Consider the following 21,007-nt stretch of genomic DNA (forward strand, 5'->3'; position numbering starts at 1 on the left):
TGTGGTCCTGGACGGGGTGGCTTTGTCACTCTGCGCGTGGACGCGGTTTCCCTCCCCGCGCCATCGACCTGAATGAACTCACGACTCGTCCTGTTCGCGGCCCTGCTCTCCTGTGCTGTCGCGCTCATGGCGTGCGCCCTGGCGGGGCTGCGCGGAGTGGGGGGCGCCTTCGTGCTGGGGTTGGTGCCGGCCGGGGTCCTGCTGGGGCTGCTCATCGCGGTCCGCCAGCGGGCGTCCCAATGGCGGCGGGATGGATTGTTCCGGCTCTCCTCGGGCGCCTGGTGGAGCGGCTCGATTGTCGGAGGGCTGCTCGTGGCGCTCTGGGCGGTGAGCGAGGTCATCTCCTATCTCTTCGCGCCGGGAGGCTGCGATGGCGGCGCCTGCGGCGTGGCCATCGTCCTGGTGCCCGCGGCGTTCGTCGGCGGACTGCCGTTGGGGATGCTGGTGTCGTCCGCGGTGCTGGGGGCGGTCGGGATGGTGAAGGGGTTGAAGCCGGTGGCCGTGCAGGGCGTGCTCGCGGGCACGGCCGTCTTCGGGTTCGTGCTCTTCATGATGCTGGGGCGCTGAGCCGGGGTCAGAAGATGTTTTCGGGTTCGGAGGTGAAGAGTGCGTGGAAGAGGGTGGTCTCCGGCGGCCTCATGAAGTTGACGTAGAGGGGGACGGGGGTCTGCGCGACGTCGAGCGGCAGCGCGGTGGCGCCGAACTCGGCTTCGATGTGCTGGGCGACCGTGCTCGCGATGTCTTGCAACTCGAGCGGGATGGGGCCGAGGAAGGCCTTTGCTTCCAGGAGGTTCTTCCCCAGGAAGACCCGGCGAACACAGTGCACGGTGTAGAGGGGGGCCAGGATGCTGAGGTACCCGGAGACCGTCCAGCACGTCTGGGGACGCATCATGTCCCGCTCCTGATGCGGGTAGACCAGCACGCCGAAGCTGGGGTTCGCCAGGCCCGGCGCGTAGTCCCAGGCGTCGCACCCGGGAAGCGCTTCTCGAAGCCTCCTGACAAAGGCCCCCCAACGAGGCCTTTCCGCGTTCTTCTCCTCCCAGAGGGCCTGGTAGCGAAGATCCTCGGGACTGGGCTCCTGACGGAAGACATAGGCCTGGTCGGCACCCCAGTAGAGGCGGGCAATCGCGAGCAACTCCTCGGTGGAAGGCGTCATGGCTTCCTGGGCTCGGACTTGAGGGAAAGGGTTGCCGGGTGGCACGTCTGCCTGACGCGTGAGCCGAAAATGGCCCCGTCGAGCGCGGTCGTGAAGGTAGCCCTGAACTCCTCGCACGCGAGCCCGAGGGCCGTCACCGGAGTGGTCGAACTGAACACGGTCTGGGCCGCCAGATTGGCGCAGTTCGCCGAGATGCGTTGGGCCAACTCCACCGGCATCGGTTCCGAGCCTGTTACCTGAACGGGAACGCCGGCTCCCAGCGTGCACTTGAAGACCTCCCCCGTGTCACGCCGCAGCGGAACATGGACACAGGCTTCTCTCCAGCCTCCCGGCCCGGGCTCTGTCTGTTCAACGACCGTGACGAACCGGAAGTGCCGTGGCTGGAGGCTGCCCTCAACCACCGTGCCCGTACCCGTCGCGCAGCCTGTGAGCAGCCACGCCAATCCCAGGCATACCGCCCGCTTCGTCGCGTCCATGGCCTTCCCCCAGGAAGGCCACCGACGTCATCGCAAGGTCCTCTCAAGGCTCCATCGTCTCAGGGGGTGGTCTGTCCGCTGATATACTGGGAGTGAAGGCAACACCGTGCTCCCGTCCTCCGCGTCACCCTCCCTGATGACCTCTCGTCTCGCGCTCTTCGCGGCCCTGCTTCTTGGCTCCGTCCTCTTCGGTCTGTCGATGCTGGCGACGGCGCTCAGCCACGGCACCGCGCTCCCGGTGACGCTGGTCTTGGGCCTGGGCCTGCTGGCCCTCGTCATCGTCACCGTGCGCCGGGCACCACGCTGGCGGAGTGAGGGCGCCTTCACGCTCTCCGGAGGGGCCTGGCGGTGGCTGTCGTTGGCGGGGGCGCTGATCTCGGGGGTCGGCGCGACGGCCATCGTCCTCGACGCGCTCGCACTGCCACTGCCGTTCGGCGAGTGCCTGGGCTCGAGCTGCGAGGTGTCGTACGCGCTCACGCCGCTCGTGTTCGTGTCCAGCTTCCTCGGAGGATGGCTCGTGTCCGCGGCGCAGCTGGGCGTCTACGGACTGCTGCGAGCCATCTCTCCGAAGGCCGTGTGGGGCATCGCCGCATCCATGGCCGTCCTCACGTACCTGGTCGTGGCGGTGGTGTTCGTCTGACCTTCAGAACCCCTTCAGCGCTCCGCCGTCACAGGCGATGGACTGGCCGCTGATGTACGCGGCCGGCTCCGACGCCAGGAACGTCACCAGCGCCGCGAACTCCTCCGGCCTCCCCAGCCGCCTCGCGGGGATGTTCGGCGCGACCTTCTCGTCGGACAGGCCCAGGTCCTTCATCCGGTCCGTCGCGTGGTAGCCCGGCAGCGCCGCGTTCACCGTGATGCCGTAGGGCGCCACTTCATTGCTCAGGCTCTTCACCAGCCCCAGCAACCCCGCGCGCAGGCCGTTGGACACCGTGAGGTTGTTCATCGCCTCGCGCGCCGCCGTGGACGTCACCAGCACGATGCGGCCCCAGCCCTGCGCCTTCATGCCCGGCAGCGCTTCCTGAATCGCATCCACCGTGGCCAGCCACAGGCTCTGGAACCCTGTCTGCCATTGCTCCACCGTGATGGCCTCGAAGCCTCCGGACGGCGGGCCTCCCGCGTTCACCACCAGCACGTCCAGGCCGCCCAGCTTCTGCGTCACCTCGCGCACCAGCCCGCGCGCGGCTCCCGGCTGCGTCAAATCACACGGCACGGCGAGCGCCGCGCCCAGCTCCTTCGCCGCCTTCTGGAGCTTCTCCCCGCCTCGCGAGGACACCGCCACCGTCGCGCGCTCCTTCACCAGCGTGTCCGCGATGGCGCGCCCCAGCCCCGACGACGCGCCCGTCACCAGCGCCCGCCTACCCTTCAAGCCGAAATCCATCCGCGTGCTCCTCCATGAAAGGGGTCAGCCGGCCGCGAATGAGCTTCGCCGCCCGGTCCAGGTCCACGTCCTCCGGCCGCTTCAGGTCCTTCGCCAGCTCGGACACGATTCCGCCCGCGATGGCGCCCACGCCGTACGCCAGCCGGTAGGGCACGCGGCTGAAGCTCACCAGCGTGTAGCGGCTGACGAACTCGCCCGGGAAGGCGTTGAGCAGCACCTTCTCCACGCCCTTCTCCAACAGGAAGCGCGGATCCGCCGTGCTGTCGCGCATCTCGATGAAGTTCTCCACCGCCATGTCCGCGATGGCGTCCGCGTTCGTCTTGCGCAGCCGCTCGAACTCGCGGAACGCCTGGCCGAAGTCCGGCTGCTTCTCCAGCAGCGCGTCCAGCGCCACGCAGTCCTCGAAGCCGCAGTTCATGCCCTGCCCGTAGAACGGCACGATGGCGTGCGCCGCGTCGCCGAGCAGCAGCGTGCGTCCCCCCGCGTGCCACGGCGCGCACTTCACCGTCACCATGTGCCCGGTGGGCCGGGAGAAGAACTCCTCCACCAGCCCGGGAATCAGCGCCTTCGCGTCCGGGAACTGCTCCTGGAAGAACGCCTCCAGCGCGGCGGGCGTCTGGAGCGACGCGAAGCTCACCGGCCCCTCCCACGGCAGGAACAGCGTGCAGGTGAAGCTGCCGTCTTCATTCGGCAGCGCGATGAGCATGTACGTGCCGCGCGGCCAGATGTGCAGCGCGTGCTTCTCCATCTGGAAGCGCCCGCCCTCGCCCGGAGGAATCGTCAGCTCCTTGTAGCCATGCCCCAGCGTCTCCGAGTCCGACTGGGAGCCCGCCTGCGCTTGCAGCGCCTGCCGCACCGCCGAACCCGAGCCGTCCGTGCCGAACACCACCGCGTCGCGCACCTCGCGCGTCGCGCCCGTGGCCTCGTCCAGCACCGTGAGCGCCCCCGCCGCCGGGTCCGCCTGCGTCACGCGCTGGCGGAAGCGGATGGACACGCGTCCCGTGGCCTCCGCCTGCGTCATCAGGAACTTGTTCAGCCAGCCGCGCGACAGGGAGTTGATGTGCTGCGAGTCGTCCTTGCCATACGGCTGGAAGGCCAGCTCGCCCTTCACCGGGTGGATGACCCGCCCGCGCATGGGGATGGCGTGCTTCAGCGCCTCCTCCTCCAGGCCCACCTGTCGCAGGGCGTGCAGGCCGCGCGTGGAGATGGCCAGGTTGATGGAGCGCCCCGCGTCCAGCGTCTCGCGGCGCATGTCCGCCCGGCGCTCCAGCACCTCCACCGTGTGGCCCCGGCGGGCCAGGTACAGCGCCAGGAGCGAGCCCACGAGGCCCGCTCCCACCACCGTCAGCTTCGACTCATTCGAGGGCATGGGCTTCCAGCGCCTTCACGAAGCGGAAGACGTCCAGGTACGTGTTGTAGAGGGGCGCGGGCGCGGCGCGGATGATGTCCGGCTCGCGGAAGTCGCAGATGATGCCCGCCGAGGCCAGCCGGTGCAGCAGGCGCTTCGGCTCGCCCTTGAAGCGCAGGGACAGCTGCGCCCCGCGCTGCTTCAGGTCGCGCGGCGTGGTGATGGTGACGTACCCCGCGGGCAGCCGGTCCAGGAGGAACTCCAGGTAGCCCGTCAGCTGGTCGCTCTTGGCGCGCAGGGCCGCCATGGTCGCCTTGTCGAACAGCTCCAGCGACGAGCGCAGCGCCGCCAGCTGGAAGATGGGTGGGTTGGACAGCTGCCACCCCTCCGCGCCCGGCAGTGGGTCGAAGGTCGGGCCCATCTCGAAGCGCGTGGCCTTGTTGTGCCCCCACCAGCCCTCGAAGCGCGGAAGCTCCGGGGAGTGCGCGTGCCGCTCGTGCACGAACACGCCGCCCAGGCTGCCCGGTCCGCCGTTGAGGTACTTGTACGAACACCACACCGCGAAGTCCGGCCCGTCGTCGTGCAGCGACAGCTTCAGGTTGCCCGCCCCGTGCGCCAGGTCGAAGCCCACCTTGCAGCCCTGCGCGTGCGCCACGCGCGTGATCTCCCGCAGGTCGAACGCCTGCCCGGTGAGGTAGTTCACGCTGCCCAGCATGACGAGCGCGATCTCCTTCCCGTGCCGCTCGATGGCTTCGAGGATGTCCTCGGGGCGCAGCGTGTCCTCGCCCTCGCGGGGCGTGAGCCGGACGATGGCCTCCTTCGGGTCGTAGCCGTGGAAGCGCGCCTGCGACGCCACCGCGTACTGGTCCGACGGGAAGGCGCCGCCTTCAATGAGGATTTTGAAGCGCTCGCGCGTGGGCCGGTAGAACGACACCATCATCAGGTGCAGGTTCACCGACAGGGTGTTCATCACCACGACTTCCACGGGCTGCGCGCCCACCACGCGCGCCACCTGCTCGGTGAGCAGCTCGTGGTAGGGCAGCCACGGGTGGCGGCCGTGCACGTGGCCCTCCACGCCCAGCCGCTCCCAGTCCTCCATCTCCATCTGCACGTACTTGCGCGCCTTGCGCGGCTGCAGCCCCAGCGAATTGCCCGCCAGGTAGATGGTGGGCGCGCCGGAGGCGGCCGGGGGGAAGAGGAACTCGTCGCGCAGGGGGCGCAGCGGATCCTTCGCATCCAGGCCGTAGGCGAACGCGTCGGTGTTCTCGTAGACAGGGGCCGTCATGGTGCGAAGTCCTCGTGCGAGCGCCCCAGCCACTCCAGGGCGTTGCGATAGAGCAGCCGCTCGCGCACGGAAGGCGCCAGGTCCGTCAGCGACTCGATGAGCGTGCCGGGCCGCTCCTCGCCCAGCGGGAAGGGGTAGTCACTGCCCAGCGCGACCTTGTCCGCGCCGAACAGCTTCACGATGGCGCGCAGCGTCTCCGCGTCGTGCACCAGCGAGTCCACCCAGAACCGTCCCAGGTAGTCGCGCGGCGCGACCTTGTTGTCCACCGCCACCAGGTCCGGGCGCACCTCGAAGCCGTGCTGGATGCGGCCCAGCGTGCCGGGGAACGCGCCGCCGCCATGAGCGAAGGCGAGCCGCAGCTTGGGCAGCCGCTCCATCACCCCGCCGAAGATGAGCGAGCAGATGGCCAGCGACACCTCCGCCGGCATCCCCACCAGCCACGGCAGCCAGTACTTCGTCATCTTCGCCTCACCCATCATGTCCCACGGGTGCACGAAGACGGCGGCGCCCAGGTCGCTCGCCGCCTGGAAGAAGGGGAAGAGGGCGGGGTCGGAGAGGTTCAGGTCGTTGACGTGGCTGCCAATCTGCACGCCCGCGAACCCGAGCGTGCGCACGCAGCGCTCCAATTCCTTGACCGCGAGGTCGGTGGATTGGAGCGGCACCGTGCCCAGGCCCACGAAGCGCTTGGGCGCCGTCGCCACCGCGCCGGCCAGGTGGTCGTTGAGGAAGCGCGCCACCTCCAGGCCGTCCTGCGGTTTTGCCCAATAGCTGAACAGCACCGGCACCGTGGACAGCACCTGCACCTGGACGCCGTGCGCGTCGCACTCCGTCACGCGCTGCTTCGGGTCCCAGCAGTTGCTTTCAATCTCGCGGAAGAACTTCCCGTCGTCCCGCATCATCCGCGCGCGGCAGGGCGCGTGGTGGTCCAGCGTGATGAAGCCGCCGTAGCCGAAGCGCTCGGCGAAGCGGGGAAACTCCGGGGGGAGGAGGTGCGTGTGGATGTCGACCTTCACTGGGGCGCACCACCCCGTGTCACCTTCGTGCCGCACTTCTTGCACGTGCAGTTGTCGGCGTTGCCGTAGAAGTGCTCGAACACGGGCGGCAGCTGCGTCACCAGGTTGGTGACGTGCAGTGATTCTTCATAGAGCTTCTCGCCGCACTTCGGGCACAGCCACAGGAAGGAGTCCAGCTCCTGGGGCTGGCGGCGGCGCTCCAGCACCAGGCCGATGGTGCCCGCGGGCCGCTGCGGCGAGTGCGGCACCTTGGGTGGCAGCAGGAAGATTTCGCCCTCGCGGATGGGGACGTCCTGCACCTGCCCCTCGTCGATGACGCGCAGGGTGATGTCGCCCTCCAGCTGGTAGAAGAACTCCTCGCCCTCGTTGACGTGGAAGTCCGTGCGCGAGTTGGGCCCGCCCACCACCGTGACCATGAAGTCCCGGTCCGCCCACACCTGCTGGTTGCCCACGGGCGGCTTGAGCAGGGAGCGGTGCTCGTCGATCCACTTCTTGAAGTTGATGGGGGTCAGTCGGCCCATGTCACTCGTCTCCAATGGTGGCGATGCACTTCAGTTCAATGGCGATGGGCGTGGGCAGCGCGTTGATTTCCAGCGTGGTGCGGCACGGCGGGTTGTCCTTGAAGTACTCCGCCCACAGCCGGTTGTACGTGGGGAAGTCCCGCTTCATGTCCGTGAGGTACACCGTCACGTCCACCAGCCGCTCCCACGACGAGCCCGCGTCCTCCAGGATGTAGCGCACGTTGCGGAACACGGAGTGGCACTGCGTCTCGATGTCGTAGGAGACGATGTTGCCCGCCGCGTCCAGCTCCACGCCCGGGATGGCCTTGCTGCCGCGCTCGCGCGGGCCCACGCCGGAGAGGAACAGGAGGTTTCCCACCCGGCGCGCGTGGGGGTAGAGCCCCACCGGCTCCGGGGCCTTCTTCGAATCGATCCGCTCGCCAGCGCTCACGTGTGGCTCTCCAAAGCTCAAAGCTTGATGCAGACGTTCTTGGGCTCGGTGAAGAAGCGCAGCGCGTCCCAGCCGCCCTCGCGGCCCACGCCGGACTCCTTCACCCCGCCAAACGGCGTGCGCAGGTCGCGCAGCATCCAGGTGTTCACCCAGACGATGCCGCTGTGCAGCCGGGCCGCGAACCGGTGCGCGCGCGTCAGGTCCTTCGTCCACACGCTGCCCGCCAGCCCGTAGCGCGTGGAGTTGGCCCACGACAGCACCTCCTCTTCGTTGTCGAAGGGCATCAGCGTGGCCACCGGGCCGAAGATCTCCTCCTGGTTCGTGCGGCACGTGGGCGGCAGGCCCTCCACCAGCGTGGGCTCGATGAACCAGCCGTTGGCGCAGCGGCCGGGCACGCTCGCGCGCTGGCCGCCGGTGAGGAGGTTGCCGCCCTCCTGCTTCGCGAGCGCGATGTAGCCCATCACCTTCTCGAAGTGCTCGCGCGACACGAGGGCGCCCTGGTCCGTGCCCTCCACCAGCGGGTCCCCCACCTTGAGGGCCTTCGTGCGCGCGACCAGCGCCTCCTTGAAGCGCGGATACAGCGAGCGCTGCACGAAGATGCGCGGGCCGCACAGGCAGATCTGCCCCTGGTTGGCGAAGGACGAGCGCAGCGTGGTGGCCAGCGCCTCGTCGAAGTCGCAGTCCGCGAAGATGACGTTGGGGTTCTTGCCGCCCATCTCCAGCGACAGCTTCTTGAACGCGGGCGCGGCCACGCGGGCAATCTCCGCGCCCGTGCGCGTGCTGCCGGTGAAGGAGATGGCGCTCACGTCCGGGTGGCGCGTGAGCGGCCCACCGACGTGCGGCCCCAGGCCGTGCACCAGGTTGAGCACGCCCGGCGGCAGGCCCGCGTCGCGGCACACCTGCGACAGGAGGTAGGCCGTCATCGGCGTCACCTCTGACGGCTTGGCCACCACGCAGTTACCGGCCGCCAGCGCGGGGGCAATCTTCCACGTGAGCAGGTACAGCGGCAGGTTCCACGGCGAGATGCAGCCCACCACGCCCAGCGGCGAGCGCAGCGTGTAGTTGAGCGCCACGCCGTCCATGGGGTGCGCTTCGCTGGAGAACTGCGTCGCCGCGTCCGCGAAGAACTCGAAGTTGAGCACGCTGCGCGGGATGTCCACCGTGCGGGCCACCGCCAGCGGCTTGCCCGTGTCGATGGACTCCGCCCGCGCGAAGGCGTCCAGGCGCTCGTGGATGAGGCCCGCGATGCGGCGCAGGAACCGCGAGCGCTCCATGGCCGGCAGGGCGGCCCACGCGGGGAAGGCCCGGCCCGCGGCCTCCACGGCGGACTGGACGTCCTCCTCGCGCGAGTCCGGCACGTGCGCGTAGAGCTGGCCCGTCGCGGGCTCCGGCTTGTCCAGCCACTGCCCGCCCGCCGCAGGCACCAATTCGCCACCGATGTAGTTGAGGACCTTCTCCAAGGCAGCGCCCTCCTGAGGGGAGACGCGGCAATGTATGTCGCGGCCGTCCGCCGCCTCCAGGATTCCGAACGGTGGGCGTCGGATGGCGCTCGCTTGCGCGGCCGTCCGGCGCCCGGCGTCTCCGGGACCCGCTCCAGCGGTGAATCCTTGGTGGAATTGCGGGCCGGGCATGGAAAAGATTCGCGCATGACCTCGACAGTGGACGTAGCGGCCCTGGCTGGAATCCTGGACGCGGCGCGGCGCGAGCGGCGCGAGGTGCCGCCCCTGACGCACGCGCACCCGCAGCTGACCGTGCCGGACGGCTACGCGGTGCAGGCGGAGGGCATCCGGCTGCGCGAGGCCCAGGGCGAGCGGGTGGTGGGCCTGAAGATGGGCTTCACGTCGGAGGCGAAGCGCCAGCAGATGAACCTGGGCTCGCCCATCTTCGGCGTGCTCACGGACCGGATGCGCGTGCAGCCGGGCGGCGTGGTGCGCGTGGGCGCGGGCATCCACCCGCGCATCGAGCCGGAGATCGCCTTCCGCACGTCGAAGGAGCTGAAGGGCACCGTGACGCGCGACGAGGTGCTGGACGCGTGCGAGGCCGTCTTCGCGGCGATGGAGGTGCTGGACTCGCGCTTCGTGGGCTTCAAGTACTTCAGCCTGCCGGACGTGGTGGCGGACAACGCGTCGTCGTCGCTGTTCGTGCCGGGCACGCTGGAGCGCGCCCCGCGCGAGCTGGACCTCACGAAGCTCCAGATGCGCATGGAGGTGAACGGCAAGGTGGAGGGGGAGGCGCGCTCGGACGCCATCTCCGGCGACCCGGTGGTGTCCCTCATCCAGCTGTGCGCGCTGCTCGCGGAGCGCGGCCAGGTGCTGCCCGCGGGGAGCCTGGTGCTGTCGGGCGCGGCCACCGCCGCGTACCTGATGAAGCCCGGCGACCACGTGCGGCTCACCGTGGACGGCCTGGGCACCGTGGAGGTCACGGCCGCGGAGTAGTCCTCAGTACAGCAGGCCGTCCTTCGGCTGGACGGGCGGAGGCAGCTCGGATTCGCCCAGCATCTGCCGCAGGTTGATTTCAATGGTGCGGCACAGCGCCGTCATGGGCGTGTCGCTGACGGCGTCCTCGAAGGGGTTCTCCACGTCGCGGCCCACCGCGTCCAGGGCGATGAAGAGGAACGCGATGATGGCGGTGACCAGCGGCGTGAGCACGCCCAGGTCCGCGACGACGCCCAGGGGCAGCATGGCGAGGTAGGCGCGCACCATGGCGTGCGGAAGGATGTCGTACTGGCGGGGCAGGGGCGTGTTCTTGATGCGCTCGCACGCGCCCAGGTAGTTCGTCAGCTCGGTGAGCGTCTCGTCCATCGACACGCGCATGTAGACCTTCTCCGGATGGTCGATGTCGCTGTAGACGCGGCGCATGCGCACGCCCATCCACAGGAGGATGGCGGCGGGCACGTTCTGCTCGTCGCGCAGGGCCTCCAGCACGGACGGCCGGAAGAACGGCGTGATTTCCGGGAAGGGGTCCTGCCGCCGCAGGTGGCACCGGAGCGCGTTCACGAAGCCCACCTGCGCGTAGACCAGCTCGCGCGCGTCCTCGGTGATGCCCCCGAACATGCCGGTGATGCCTCGGGGAGACTCCATGGCCGGATGGATGAACGTGGCCAGATGCGCGGGCGGTGCACCCGGGCCGCGCAGGTCGCGCGCGTGGCCGAACTGGTCCCGCACCGCGCCGTCCCCCACCTTGGACCAGGCCGGCGCCAGCGCGGGCCCCTCCGGCTGCACGGCCATCTGGACCAGGCGGGACGCGGCGGTGGGCGTCTCCGGCGTGCCGTCGCTGCGCTGCGCCCGGGGCGCGGGCAGGAAGGTGAGCACCTGCCGGGCGAGCGTCCGTGACGCGTTCACCAGCCCGCCCCAGATGGTGCGCGCCTCCCACCAGCGCTCGTAGGCGGAGTTGTTGCGGAAGCCGAGCAGCACGCCCAGCGCCGCGGCCAGCAGGGTCACCGGCAGCGCGGGCACCGACAGCCACTTCGCGTCCATCACCTCGTAGCCCAGGGCGATGGCCAGCGCGATGGCGATGTGGACGACGACGGGGCGCCCCGTGTAGCGGATGATGATCCGCCAGGACAGCATCCGACCGACGATCATCTCCCGGGGCCTCTTTCGCGTCGCGCGTGCTGCGTGAGGAGCCGGATGTAGTGATGCCCCCGCGTCGGGGCAATGCAGCGCGTTACCTTCGTCCGCCGTCCGTCCGGAAGCCCGGTCCGCACGCCGGGTGAGCGTGCGGAACCGGACGGAAGCGCCGCCTTCAGGCCCGCGACTTGGAGAAGACGATGCTCGCGCCCGTCCCCGGCACCGTCACGGTGAAGGTGCGCTCCACGGTGGCCAGGCCGTTGCCGCCGCGCGCCGCCAGCTCCAGGAAGAACGCGCCCGTGGCCTTCAGGTGGAAGGACTGCGCCCACGACTGGGACAGCGCCTTGAACGCGTCCTTGAAGACGGTGGCCGAGCGCTGCTCGCTGTTGCGCAGGTCCAGGAGCCCCGCGCGCAGGTCGCGCCACTTGGACACGGTGCCGGGGTTCTTCTGGATGACCTCCGCGAACGTCAGCATGCCGTTGCCCAGCTGCCCTTCGGTGTACGCGAAGTGCCCGACGAGCGGGTTGTTCTTCAGGTTCGCGGCGGCCGTCCGGGCGGCGTCGGCGGCGGACCAGTTCTGCTCCAGGTACGCCTTCCACAGGGGGGCGTAGACGGACTCGCGCACGGCGGGACGGTCGCGGCACGGCACGCCGTACCAGGGCAGGGCCCGGGCCAGCGCGCGGGCGAAGGCGGAGTGGGCGTCCGGGTCCGCCGCGCGAGCGATGACGTCGCGCAGCGTCCGGTTGTCCAGCTTCAGCTCCACGCGCGTCTCCACCTCCTTGCCGCCGGACGCGTCGCGGATGCGCTTGAGGACCTCCTCCTCCTCCGCGTCGTCCAGCGCGCCCCAGATGATGGCCTCGTCCACGGCCTGGCGCAGCTCGTCGCCGGACAGCTTGCGCGCGTCACGGGCCAGGAGCAGGTACAGGCCCAGGTCGAAGTCCGCCACGGTGGGCGACTTGCGGAACTCCGCCATGTCCGCCTTGAAGTCCGCCGTCCAGCGCATGTACGGCGTGAGCAGCGTGCCGCTGTAGCTGCGCACCCCCAGGAACGAGATGCGCTGGGGCGCCTCCTTCTCCAGGCTGTTGCGCTGCACCACCTGGGTGAGCTCGCGCGTGTCGTTGCCGCCCAGCGCCCACTTGCCCAGCTTCAGGGAGAAGCCCCAGGCCTTCGACTCCTTGTTGACCTCCTTGAGCAGGCACTGCTCCAGCACCATGCCCTCGGCCTGCATGCGCTGCATCGCGCCGTCCATCCGCCCCGACACCAGCAGCGGGTGCAGGGCGCGGGCCTGGGCGTCGGTGCACACGGTGGACAGCAGCGTGGTCTGCTCGCGCAGGCGCAGGTATTCGTAGCGGAAGCCCAGCTCGAACTTGGACTCGGCCAGGGTCTGGATGCGCGTGCGCAGGTCCGTGCGGAGCTTCTCCCACTGCGTGCGCAGCGCCGTGGTGTTGGCCTCCAGCTCCCCGAAGCCCAGCCGGTCGAGGATGAGGCGCAGCACCTTCGCCTCGTTCTCCGACAGGGTGTGCGCCTCCAGCTTCGTCATCAGGGACTCGAACTGGGACAGCGGCACCGACAGGAGCCCTTCGAGGACGTGCTCCACCTGGGTGGCGACGGCGGCCGGGTCGGTGAGGCTCGCCTCCACGTGGAGGCTGGCCGTCACGCCGGCCTCGCGCGCCACCGCCTTCTTCACCTGCACGCGCACCTGGCCTGGGGCGGGGCGGGAGAAGACGACGGCGTAGTCGTCCACCACCTTCACCCTGGCGGACACGGTGGCGCCCGCCTTGGCCTCGAAGGCGAGCAGGGTGCTGGCGGACAGCAGCTTCGTCAGCGCCTGGAGGTTGGAGGTGTAGACGTCCGTCCAGTCCAGCGTCGCGGTGACGGACAGCTCGCCGCGCGCCTGGAAGGCGAAGGCGTCCCCCACGTCCAGCTTGTCCAGCGACGACGTGAGCAGGGGCAGCCGCAGGTTGGGCGCGTCCTGCTTCAGCGCGTCGCGCGCCTTCATGTCCTGGGGGTGCCGGTGGTAGTCCGCCATCAGCACGCGCACGTCGCCGTTGGCCGCGAGCGCCACGTAGGGCAGCGGGAAGCCGACCTCCGCCTTCACGCGCGCCTCCACCCCGTACTTGAGCCACGCCTGGTCACCGCCGTAGACGAGCGCCGGGGCCAGCTGCGTCGCCGCGTCGCCGGGGGACTCGCCCACCACGCCCGCCGCGTCCACGTCCGCCGGGGCGTCATAGCCCTCCACGAAGCCTCGCGCGGACACGTCGAACGCGAACGTCAGGGGGCCCAGCTTCTCTCCCGCGGGCAGCGCGTAGCTGGCGGTCGGCAATTCCACGCGGATGTCCGAACCCTTGAGGGGCGCATCCGGCAGCACCTTCGACACTTCGTCCAGCAGCGCCAGCTTCCACGACATGACGGCTCCCTCCCACGACGTCCACGGAAAGGCTGCATCCTACATCGCCGGTCCGACGTGGGAGGCTGGACGTGAAGCGGGCACGCGCGACCCACCAGGGAGGCGCCTACGCCCGCCGTGCCGGCGGCGCACCGCGGAAACCTGTCCGACAGTTGGACAGGTTTGGACAACCGCGTCGGGCTCCTCTCCGCTGACGGGCCCGGCTCCCGCGGCACCGGGTCAGGGCACGTCGAGGACCTGCCGGAGCGCGGGCGGACCGTCCGCCTTCACGACCAGGGGGTCGGGCATCAGGCCCTGCACGCACGAGCGGATGTGGACCTGGTTCTCGTCCACGGGCTTGAGCACCAGCGACGTCGTCCGGGTGGGGAGCACGCGCGGCCACTGGCCCTTCTCCGCGCGGGCCACGTCGACCTCCGCCAGGGCGATGAGCGCCTCGGAGCGCAGCGCGCGCAGGTCCAGGGCCTCCATGTCCTCGGGCGACAGGCGCACCCCCGGGGCCTCCGCCTGGCGGAAATACTCCCCGCCCTTGCGGGCCTCCAGCGCCGCCAGCGAGCGGCGGCGGTCCTCGGCCGGTTGATCCGCCACGGCGAGCAGCCGGTCCGCGTCCTCCACCCACTGGCGCCACTGGAGCTGGCGCGACAGGGCCCCGGGCAGCGCGGGCGCGTCGGACCACGAGGGCGGGAGCCCGGCGCGGGCTTCGTCGGAGAGCAGGTCGCGGAAGGCGTGGAGCTGCGCGGCGACGGCCTCCTCGTGCAGCGTCAGGGACACCGGCGGGAAGCCCTCCTGCAGCCGGGTCAGCTGCGAGATGGCCTGGCGCTTGCGGGCGAGAGAGGCCGCGTCGAGCGCGTCCGCGCAGGCCCGCCACGCGCGGGAGTAGCCGGTCGCGGACAGGCGCTGTCCCAGGAGCCCACCCCCCAGGGCCAGCTCCCGGCTGAGCGCGAGCGTGTCCACGCACGTGTCCACCGCTGCGTCCGCTTCACCCCGCGAGACGAGCAGCCGCGTCTCCAGCGCCGCTTCCTCCACCACGTGGCGCAGGGACTGGAGCAGCACGTCCCGCCGTGAGGCCTCCGGCCCGGACAGCGGGCGCAGGTCCTCCGGGAGGCCACCAGACTCCGCGTGGGTGGCGGCGAGCACCTGTCGCATCAGCGGACGGCCCTGCTCCAGGGCTTCACGGCTGGCGGCGGGGAGGTCCGTCACCGGAGCGCGTCCCTCCGTCACGGCCTCGCGGGTCGCGGCCTCCGCCGCGCTGGGGGCCGGGGTCTCGCGGGCCCGCTGGATGAGCGCGGGCCGCAGCGCCTCCACGGCCTCCCCGAAGGTGCCGGGCCGCGCGGGGGTGACGTGGACCGGACGCGGGTGTTCCGCGTGCGTCAACGTGTTCACCTCGCGCAGGAGCCGTTCCTCCAGCGCGTCGGTGCGCAGGTGCTGGTACGCCAGCGCCCCAAGGCTCACGAGGGCGGACAGGGACACGCCTCCCATGAGGGCGGGGAGGGGGCGCTTCAGGGCCATCAGGAAGGGACTCCAGGAGGGGGACCCGGAATGTCGCACGAAACACCGGGACCCCACAGCCTCCCCCGAAGCGGAGCCGTTGTCTGGCGGGCAGGAGGTCCCCGCCTCGGTCATCGGGCCTGTCAGGTCCGCTACCAGGCAAGCACCCCGGAGGGCACGCAGCAGAAGACGACCCGGTGGGCGGACGTGACCTGCGCGTCACCGCGCGACACACGGACGGCGCGGGACTCGCGGAAGGTGCGCGTTCCAAGGCGCCAGCGGCACGGGGCCTTCACCCCCGGTGGGACACCCCGCGAGCACGCGGGCCCCGGGGCCTTCGTCCTCCCGGTCAGGCGCCGTGGCTCAGGGCGACGCGGTGGAGGCCGTCTCGGACGTCGCGGTCCGGGACACGCCCAGCCGGCGCAGCAGGAGGTCCGCCAGGTCCCGGGCCTGGGAGCGGATCTCCGGCACGGCGGTGGTCTCCCAGAGGTCGCCCCGGCGCGGCGGGCCCAGCGTGAAGAGGTGGGCGGACGGCTGGCCGCGCGCGTCCAGCACCGCGCCGTCCAGCGCCGTCGCCAGGCCAATGCCCAGCGAGTCCGCGCGCGCCTGTCCCGCCTCCAGCAGGCCCCGCAGGACGGGCTGGCTGCGCGAGGCGGGGCTCGCCTCGGGGCCGGTGCAGTTGATGACGTGCTGCACGCGCAGCACCTGGGGTTCGCGCTCGCCCCGGCGCCGCAGGCGGACCGCCACCGCGTCCGGCTCCAGCTCGAAGCCGAGCACGCGGGCCGCGTGGAGCACCAGCCGCCCGTCGCTCCGCCACGCGTCCAGCGCGTCGTGGATCTCCGGCGCCATGCGGTGGCGGTGCACCTCCCAGTACGCCCGCAGGTGGCGCAGGAACCGCCGCCGCTCCGTCTCCGACAGCCGCTGCCACAGGGGCGTCGTCACCGGCCGCAGCGCATCCACCGCCGCGCGCCAGTCCGCGCCCGCGGCCGCCTGTGCGTCCACCTCCTGGCGCATCGTGCGCAGCACGTCGCGGATGCGCAGCGTGCTGAACGGCACCACGCCCTCCGGGGAAGGGGACGCGGTCTCCGCGTCGCGACAGCGGTCCATCTCCCGGCGCACCGAGCGCAACAGCTCGCGGATGCGCAGGGGCTCCGCCGCGGCGGGCGTCTTCGCTCCGTGCGCGCGGTGCGGGTGCGGCAGCAGGCCGTGCCGGGACAGCGCGTGCACCGGGCCCTGGTGGCCGCGCTCGCCCAGCGACAGCACCGTGTCCACCATGGTGAGCGCCGTGCCGATGAGCAGCACCGACTCCCCGGCGCCGATGCCCTCCAGCGCCCCGGGCATCCACGGCGAGCGGTGGTAGCGGGGGCTTGCGTACAGCCCGCCGTCCGGCACGCGCAGGTCCGCGGGCAGCGCGTTGCCCAGCGCCAGCACCACGCTGCGCGCCTCCAGGCTGGCGCCGCTCGCGAGCGACACCCTCACGCCGTCCGCGGTGTCCACCACCGCCGTCACCTCGTCGCGCGGCGTCTCCAACTGGACGCCCGGCGCGGCCCGCGCGGCGGACTCCTTCAGCACCGACTCGAGATACTGGCCGTAGCGGCGGCGCTCGACGAAGGCGGACGGCGGCGTGTCCGGCGCCTCCACGCGCAGCCAGCGCAGGAAGTGCTCCGGGTCCTCGACCCAGGCGCTCATTCGGCCGGCCGGCACGTTGAGCAGGTGACGCGCGCTGGTCGTCGAGTACGCGATCCCCCGCCCCAGGCGCTCCCCCCGTTCCACGAGGGCCACGCGCAGGGGCGAACGGGCGCCCCGCAAGAGACAGGCCGCCAGCAGCGTTCCGCTGGCGCCCGCGCCGATGATGATGACGTCCTGCCGGGAGTTCACCGCTCGATTCTAGGTCCGGCCCCCCCGGATGCCATCCCTCCCGGGTGTCGTCCCCCGCGTGGAGTGTCCGTCGGCCCACGGCTCCAGCGCCGCTCCAGCGCCTCGGGGCCCACCCTGGGACGTCGGGGTCCGGCGGACCTCAGAGCGCCTGGCGTACGTCGGGCACCTGGGGCACCACGGAGACGGCAGGGGCGGGGGGAGCAACCGCCAGCCGCTCCCCGATGCGCGTGAGCCCCTCGCCAGCGCGGGCGCGCGCATGCACGAGCGGATAGTCGGCGAACGCGGTGCCCAGCCACCGGTCCAGCACCACGGTGAAGAGGCCGTAGTGCCCCTGGTAGCGCGCATGGTGCAGCGCGTGGAACGTGGGGGTGAAGAAGACGCGGCCCACCCAGGACGTCACGAAGCGCTTCGGCAGCCACTCCGTGTTGCCGTGCCCGAAGGCGTTGAGGAGGTAGTTGGTCAGCATGTAGGCCAGGACACCCACCTGCGAGCCCGGCAGCAGGTGCATGGCCGCGAAGTGCAGGCTGAGCCCGCCGCCCATCAGCACCAGCCGCTCCGCCACGGAGAACGACAGCGCGGTGAGCGGCTCCGTCACCTGCGCCACGTGGTGCTGCGCGTGGAAGCGGTAGAAGCGCGGCAGGTGCAGCAGCCGGTGCGTCACGTAGAACCACACCTCGAAGCCCACGAACATCCACGCGTACGACCAGAGCGCCCTGGACAGGTTGAACGGCGCCACCAGCGGCCCGGTGAAGTGCCGGAAGGTCGCGAGCACCACCGCGTCCGTCAGCACCACGCCCACCGCCGCCAGCGCCTCGCTGCGCAGCTGCCCCTTCGCCAGCTCCCGCCGGAACACCCGGAAGCGCTCCGCCAGCCGCGTGCGCCACGCCAGCCACCCGCCCACCACCGTCAGCAGCTTGAGGGTCCCGCTGATCAACAGCACCAGCAGGAACAGCAGGGGCAGGGACGAATCCTGGGGCAGCAGCATCAGCATCACGGACCTCGCGAAGGCCAGCACACCCCCGGGCCAGTCACGCCCGGACACCCCATTGATAGTGACGACCCCAGCCCATTGTCAAATCTGACAATAGTGGCGCGCGTTGAAGGACGGAGCACGGTGGCTAGGATGCGCCGCGATGGCACCCAAGCGTCCCCAGGGCCGGGCTCCGGCCCGGCGCACCCCGGCTTCCCGCCGTCCCGCGAAGCCCGCCGCGCCCCGCAGGCGGCGCACCCCGGAGGAGGCGCGCGAGGCCATCCTCCAGGCCGCCGAGCCGCTGCTCGTGGAGCAGGGGCCGGACCGGGTGGGGCTCCAGGCGGTGGCGAAGGCGGCGGGGGTGAGCCACGCGCTGGTCACGCACTACTTCGGCACCTACGAGGCCCTGGTGCGCGAGGTGCTCCTGCGCCGCAACGAGCTGCTGGCGGCGTCCTTCCGGGAACAGCTGCTCACGCTGGACACGCCGCCCAGCGCCGGAGCGCTGCTCGAGCGCTTCTTCACCATCGTGCAGCAGGGGCAGCACAGCCGGCTGATGGCCTGGGCGCTGCTCACCGGGCGCACCGAGCACATGCCGCTGGCGAGCGCGCAGGGCCTGCGGCTGTTGGCGGACGCGCTGGAGTTCCAGGCGGGCCGCGTGGCGGAAGCGCAGGGCACGCCGCCGCCGTCGCGCGACGCGGTGGACATGACGCTGGTCGTGGCGCTGTGCGCGTCGCAGTGGTTCATGCTCGGGCGGGAGGTGCTGCTGCCCGTGCTGGGCCGCCCCGTGGACGCGGCGTCGGACGCGCTCTTTCGCGAGGTGCTGGGCGGGATGCTCCAGGGGGCCCTGGGGGTGAAGCTGCCCGGCGGAGGCTGAAGACGGCGCCGCTTCAGGTCCAGTCGGCCTGGGAGCGCGGCGACTGCACGAAGGCGCCCGCCACCGGCAGCGACACGCGGAAGACGCTGCCCCGGCCGGGCGCGCTCTCCATCGTCAGCGTGCCGCCCAGCGAGGTGACGATGCCATGGCACACCGCGAGCCCCAGCCCCGTGCCCACGCCCAGCGGCTTGGTGGTGAAGAAGGGGTCGAAGATGCGCTCGCGGTGCTCCGGCGCGATGCCGCAGCCGGTGTCGCGCACCTCCACCAACACGTGACCGGGCTCTCCGGGGCGCGCCACCACGCGCACCTCGTTGCCCTCCGCGTTCCCGGGGGAGATGGACTGCGCCGCGTTGAGCAGCAGGTTGAGGAACACCTGCCCCAGCCGCGAGCCGTTGCCCTGCACCGGCGGCACGCCGTCGCACTCCACCACCAGCCGCGCGCGGTGCCGCAGCTCGTGCATGGCCATCTTCGCCGCCGTGCGCACCACCGCGGCCAGCTCCGCGGGCCCGCTGCCCACGTCCTCCGCGCGCGACAGCGTCTGCAGGTCGCGCACGATGAGCCGGATGCGCTCCGCGCCGTCGCGCGTCTCCGCCAGCGCTTCCAGTATCTCCTGCCGGTCCTGCTCCGACAGGCGCTCCTTCTGCTGCAGCTCCTGGTGGATGTACTCCAGGTTGCTCAGGATGAAGGCCAGCGGGTTGTTGATTTCATGGCCCACGCCCGCCGCGATACGCCCCAGCGCGATGAGCCGGTCCGCGAAGAGCAGCTGGGTCTGCGTCGCGTGCAGCTGCTCCAGGCTGCTGGACAGCTTCGCGTTGGCGGCCTCCAGCGCCGCGGTGCGCTCGCGCACCGTCTCCTCCAGCAACCGGTTGTCCGCGCAGGGCGTCTCCACGGCGCACCGGCTCTTGGCGCCAGGGCCGGGGCCCAGGCGCTCGAAGGCCTGGCGGAGCATGCCCCGCCGCCGCGTCATCGCCGCCAACCGCCCGACCTTCGCTCGTAACGTCATCGCGGCCCGCTCCACCCGACTCCATCCGCGGCCGTCACCGCTCCTCGCAGCGGTGGTCCCTACCCCCGGGCCCGGCCTGTGCTGTGGAGGGCCATCCAACACCGCCGCCTCGTGCCCGGCAAGGTGCGCGCGAGTACGTGATGCCGTCGAGCGGACACCGCCCGGATTCACGTCCCGGCTGTCATTTTCCACTGGGGATTCGGGCGCGCGGAGGAGCACACCGCACGCCCGGATGCTTCTGGACACGCGGCCCGAGGTGGGGGCCGAGGCCGTCCATGTCCAGCACTTCACCGCCGGTCCGAACCGCCGGTCCGACAGGTGCGTCCTGCTTCAGGCACCGCAGTCCGCGCGGCAGCTGTCCGCCGTGGTGCCGGAGCCCGCGCGCTCGGTGAACTGGCACACGCCGTCGCCGCAGCGGAACAGCTCCGTGGGCTGCACGCGCGTGGTGATGGCCGGGTACGTCTTCCCGTTGTAGGTGCACTGCGTGTAGTAGGGCTGGCTCGGGTCGCCCTTCGTGCAGAACTGCGCGCAGCTGCCAACGTTGGTGATGGGCGCGCAGGTGTTCGCGTTCAGCGTGAGGCCGCACGCGCGCGTGGAGCTCTCCGCGGCGCTGAAGTCGCGATCACGCGCCGCGAACAGGCCCTCGTTGGTGAAGAGGTTGCCGAAGAAGCAGCCCTCCTTCGCGCTGTACTGGGACAGCTCCTCGGCGGAGTAGGGCACCACCGCGCCCTGCGCCGTGCGGCCCAGCACGGACAGCGCGACGTGCAGGCCGTACTTGTTCGCGTGCGCCGCCAGGCACGCGCTCACCGCCTGCTGCTCCGTCAGCGTCGCGGGGCTGCCCGACGCCCAGCCCGGCGCCAGACCCAGGCTGCCCTGCCACGTGTACTTCGCCCCCGTCGTCGGGGACAGGAAGGTGCGCGTCTGGCCCGAGGGCACCGCGCACTTCACGATGTACGCCATCAACGTCGGCGCCGTGTCCGCGTTCTGGTTGAACCAGTCGTTGAAGCCGTTCGTGGACAGGCCGTTGGTGGACAGGCCGTTGGTGGACAGGCCGTTCGTGGACAGGCCGTTCGTGGACAGGCCGTTCGTGGAGAGGCCGTTGTCCACGTGCTGCGCCTGATCCACCGACGCCAGGTCCGCCCCCAGGGCGTCCTCCGGCATCGCGCCGCCACAACCCACGAGGGCCAGCAGCGCCCCCGTCATCAACGCCG

At 71.3% G+C, this 21,007-nt stretch carries 20 protein-coding genes; 4 read left to right on the forward strand and 16 right to left on the reverse strand.

Annotation, left to right across the window (positions count from 1 at the left end):
- The first annotated feature begins 72 nt into the window (after positions 1-72).
- Positions 73-567: a hypothetical protein gene (locus NR792_RS31615; protein ID WP_375756433.1), complete on the forward strand. Its 495-nt coding sequence runs from the start codon at positions 73-75 to the stop codon at positions 565-567.
- A gap of 7 nt (positions 568-574) precedes the next feature.
- Here the strand turns inward: NR792_RS31615 and NR792_RS31620 are convergent, their stop codons facing one another.
- On the reverse strand, positions 575-1,156 hold the full coding sequence (locus NR792_RS31620; protein WP_375756434.1) for a hypothetical protein: 582 nt from the start codon (positions 1,154-1,156) through the stop codon (positions 575-577).
- Positions 1,153-1,632, reverse strand: a complete 480-nt coding sequence (locus NR792_RS31625) for a hypothetical protein (RefSeq protein WP_375756435.1) — start codon at positions 1,630-1,632, stop codon at positions 1,153-1,155. The genes NR792_RS31620 and NR792_RS31625 overlap by 4 nt, the downstream gene beginning before the upstream one ends.
- 136 nt (positions 1,633-1,768) lie before the next feature.
- Between NR792_RS31625 and NR792_RS31630 the strand changes: the two genes are divergently transcribed.
- Entirely contained in the window at positions 1,769-2,272 is a 504-nt protein-coding gene (locus tag NR792_RS31630) for a hypothetical protein (protein ID WP_375756436.1), read from the forward strand.
- A 3-nt stretch (positions 2,273-2,275) separates the two neighbouring features.
- Here the strand turns inward: NR792_RS31630 and NR792_RS31635 are convergent, their stop codons facing one another.
- The 7 genes from NR792_RS31635 to NR792_RS31665 are packed head-to-tail and all read right to left on the reverse strand — an operon-like array spanning position 2,276 to position 9,070.
- Positions 2,276-3,001 (reverse strand): SDR family oxidoreductase, encoded by a 726-nt coding sequence (locus NR792_RS31635; protein WP_375756437.1) that lies wholly within the window; start codon positions 2,999-3,001, stop codon positions 2,276-2,278.
- Positions 2,991-4,382 (reverse strand): FAD-dependent oxidoreductase, encoded by a 1,392-nt coding sequence (locus tag NR792_RS31640; RefSeq protein WP_375756438.1) that lies wholly within the window; start codon positions 4,380-4,382, stop codon positions 2,991-2,993. The genes NR792_RS31635 and NR792_RS31640 overlap by 11 nt, the downstream gene beginning before the upstream one ends.
- Complete coding sequence (kynU, locus tag NR792_RS31645; protein WP_375756439.1) at positions 4,369-5,646, reverse strand: kynureninase; 1,278 nt, start codon at positions 5,644-5,646, stop codon at positions 4,369-4,371. The genes NR792_RS31640 and kynU overlap by 14 nt, the downstream gene beginning before the upstream one ends.
- Entirely contained in the window at positions 5,643-6,659 is a 1,017-nt protein-coding gene (locus NR792_RS31650) for an amidohydrolase family protein (protein ID WP_375756440.1), read from the reverse strand. Before NR792_RS31650 ends, kynU begins: the two co-directional genes overlap by 4 nt.
- Positions 6,656-7,180, reverse strand: coding sequence for a 3-hydroxyanthranilate 3,4-dioxygenase (gene nbaC, locus NR792_RS31655; protein ID WP_375756441.1), 525 nt, complete (start codon positions 7,178-7,180; stop codon positions 6,656-6,658). The genes NR792_RS31650 and nbaC overlap by 4 nt, the downstream gene beginning before the upstream one ends.
- Position 7,181: 1 nt before the next feature.
- Positions 7,182-7,610 (reverse strand): RidA family protein, encoded by a 429-nt coding sequence (locus NR792_RS31660; protein WP_014393721.1) that lies wholly within the window; start codon positions 7,608-7,610, stop codon positions 7,182-7,184.
- 17 nt (positions 7,611-7,627) lie between these two features.
- Complete coding sequence (locus NR792_RS31665) at positions 7,628-9,070, reverse strand: aldehyde dehydrogenase (RefSeq protein ID WP_375756442.1); 1,443 nt, start codon at positions 9,068-9,070, stop codon at positions 7,628-7,630.
- 186 nt (positions 9,071-9,256) lie between these two features.
- On the opposite strand from NR792_RS31665, the gene NR792_RS31670 reads away from it, so the two are divergent.
- Positions 9,257-10,045, forward strand: a complete 789-nt coding sequence (locus tag NR792_RS31670) for a 2-keto-4-pentenoate hydratase (protein ID WP_375756443.1) — start codon at positions 9,257-9,259, stop codon at positions 10,043-10,045.
- 3 nt (positions 10,046-10,048) lie between these two features.
- Here the strand turns inward: NR792_RS31670 and NR792_RS31675 are convergent, their stop codons facing one another.
- The 5 genes from NR792_RS31675 to NR792_RS31695 form a co-directional block, all read right to left on the reverse strand.
- Positions 10,049-11,194 carry a bestrophin family protein gene (locus NR792_RS31675; RefSeq protein ID WP_375756444.1) on the reverse strand — a complete coding sequence of 382 codons (1,146 nt, stop codon included), beginning with the start codon at positions 11,192-11,194 and terminating at the stop codon, positions 10,049-10,051.
- A 160-nt stretch (positions 11,195-11,354) separates the two neighbouring features.
- Positions 11,355-13,586, reverse strand: coding sequence for a hypothetical protein (locus NR792_RS31680; protein WP_375756445.1), 2,232 nt, complete (start codon positions 13,584-13,586; stop codon positions 11,355-11,357).
- Between the two features lie 219 nt (positions 13,587-13,805).
- The gene (locus NR792_RS31685) at positions 13,806-15,092 is read right to left on the reverse strand and encodes a hypothetical protein (RefSeq protein WP_375756446.1); all 1,287 of its coding nucleotides are present in this window, start codon (positions 15,090-15,092) and stop codon (positions 13,806-13,808) included.
- A 342-nt stretch (positions 15,093-15,434) separates the two neighbouring features.
- Entirely contained in the window at positions 15,435-16,949 is a 1,515-nt protein-coding gene (locus NR792_RS31690; RefSeq protein WP_375756447.1) for an FAD/NAD(P)-binding protein, read from the reverse strand.
- Positions 16,950-17,088: 139 nt separating this feature from the next.
- Complete coding sequence (locus NR792_RS31695; RefSeq protein WP_375756448.1) at positions 17,089-17,940, reverse strand: sterol desaturase family protein; 852 nt, start codon at positions 17,938-17,940, stop codon at positions 17,089-17,091.
- A 142-nt stretch (positions 17,941-18,082) separates the two neighbouring features.
- Between NR792_RS31695 and NR792_RS31700 the strand changes: the two genes are divergently transcribed.
- Positions 18,083-18,793, forward strand: a complete 711-nt coding sequence (locus NR792_RS31700) for a TetR/AcrR family transcriptional regulator (RefSeq protein ID WP_375756449.1) — start codon at positions 18,083-18,085, stop codon at positions 18,791-18,793.
- Between the two features lie 13 nt (positions 18,794-18,806).
- Here NR792_RS31700 and NR792_RS31705 read toward each other — a convergent pair whose 3' ends face one another.
- Both NR792_RS31705 and NR792_RS31710 read right to left on the reverse strand, forming a co-directional pair.
- A complete protein-coding gene (locus tag NR792_RS31705; protein WP_375756450.1) occupies positions 18,807-19,796 on the reverse strand; it encodes a sensor histidine kinase in 990 nt (329 codons plus the stop codon).
- A gap of 330 nt (positions 19,797-20,126) precedes the next feature.
- Entirely contained in the window at positions 20,127-20,999 is an 873-nt protein-coding gene (locus NR792_RS31710) for a hypothetical protein (RefSeq protein ID WP_375756451.1), read from the reverse strand.
- Positions 21,000-21,007 lie beyond the last annotated feature (8 nt).

The sequence above is a fragment of the Corallococcus exercitus genome (assembly GCF_042231735.1).
In the GTDB taxonomy this organism is placed as follows: Bacteria; Myxococcota; Myxococcia; order Myxococcales; family Myxococcaceae; genus Corallococcus; species Corallococcus exercitus_B.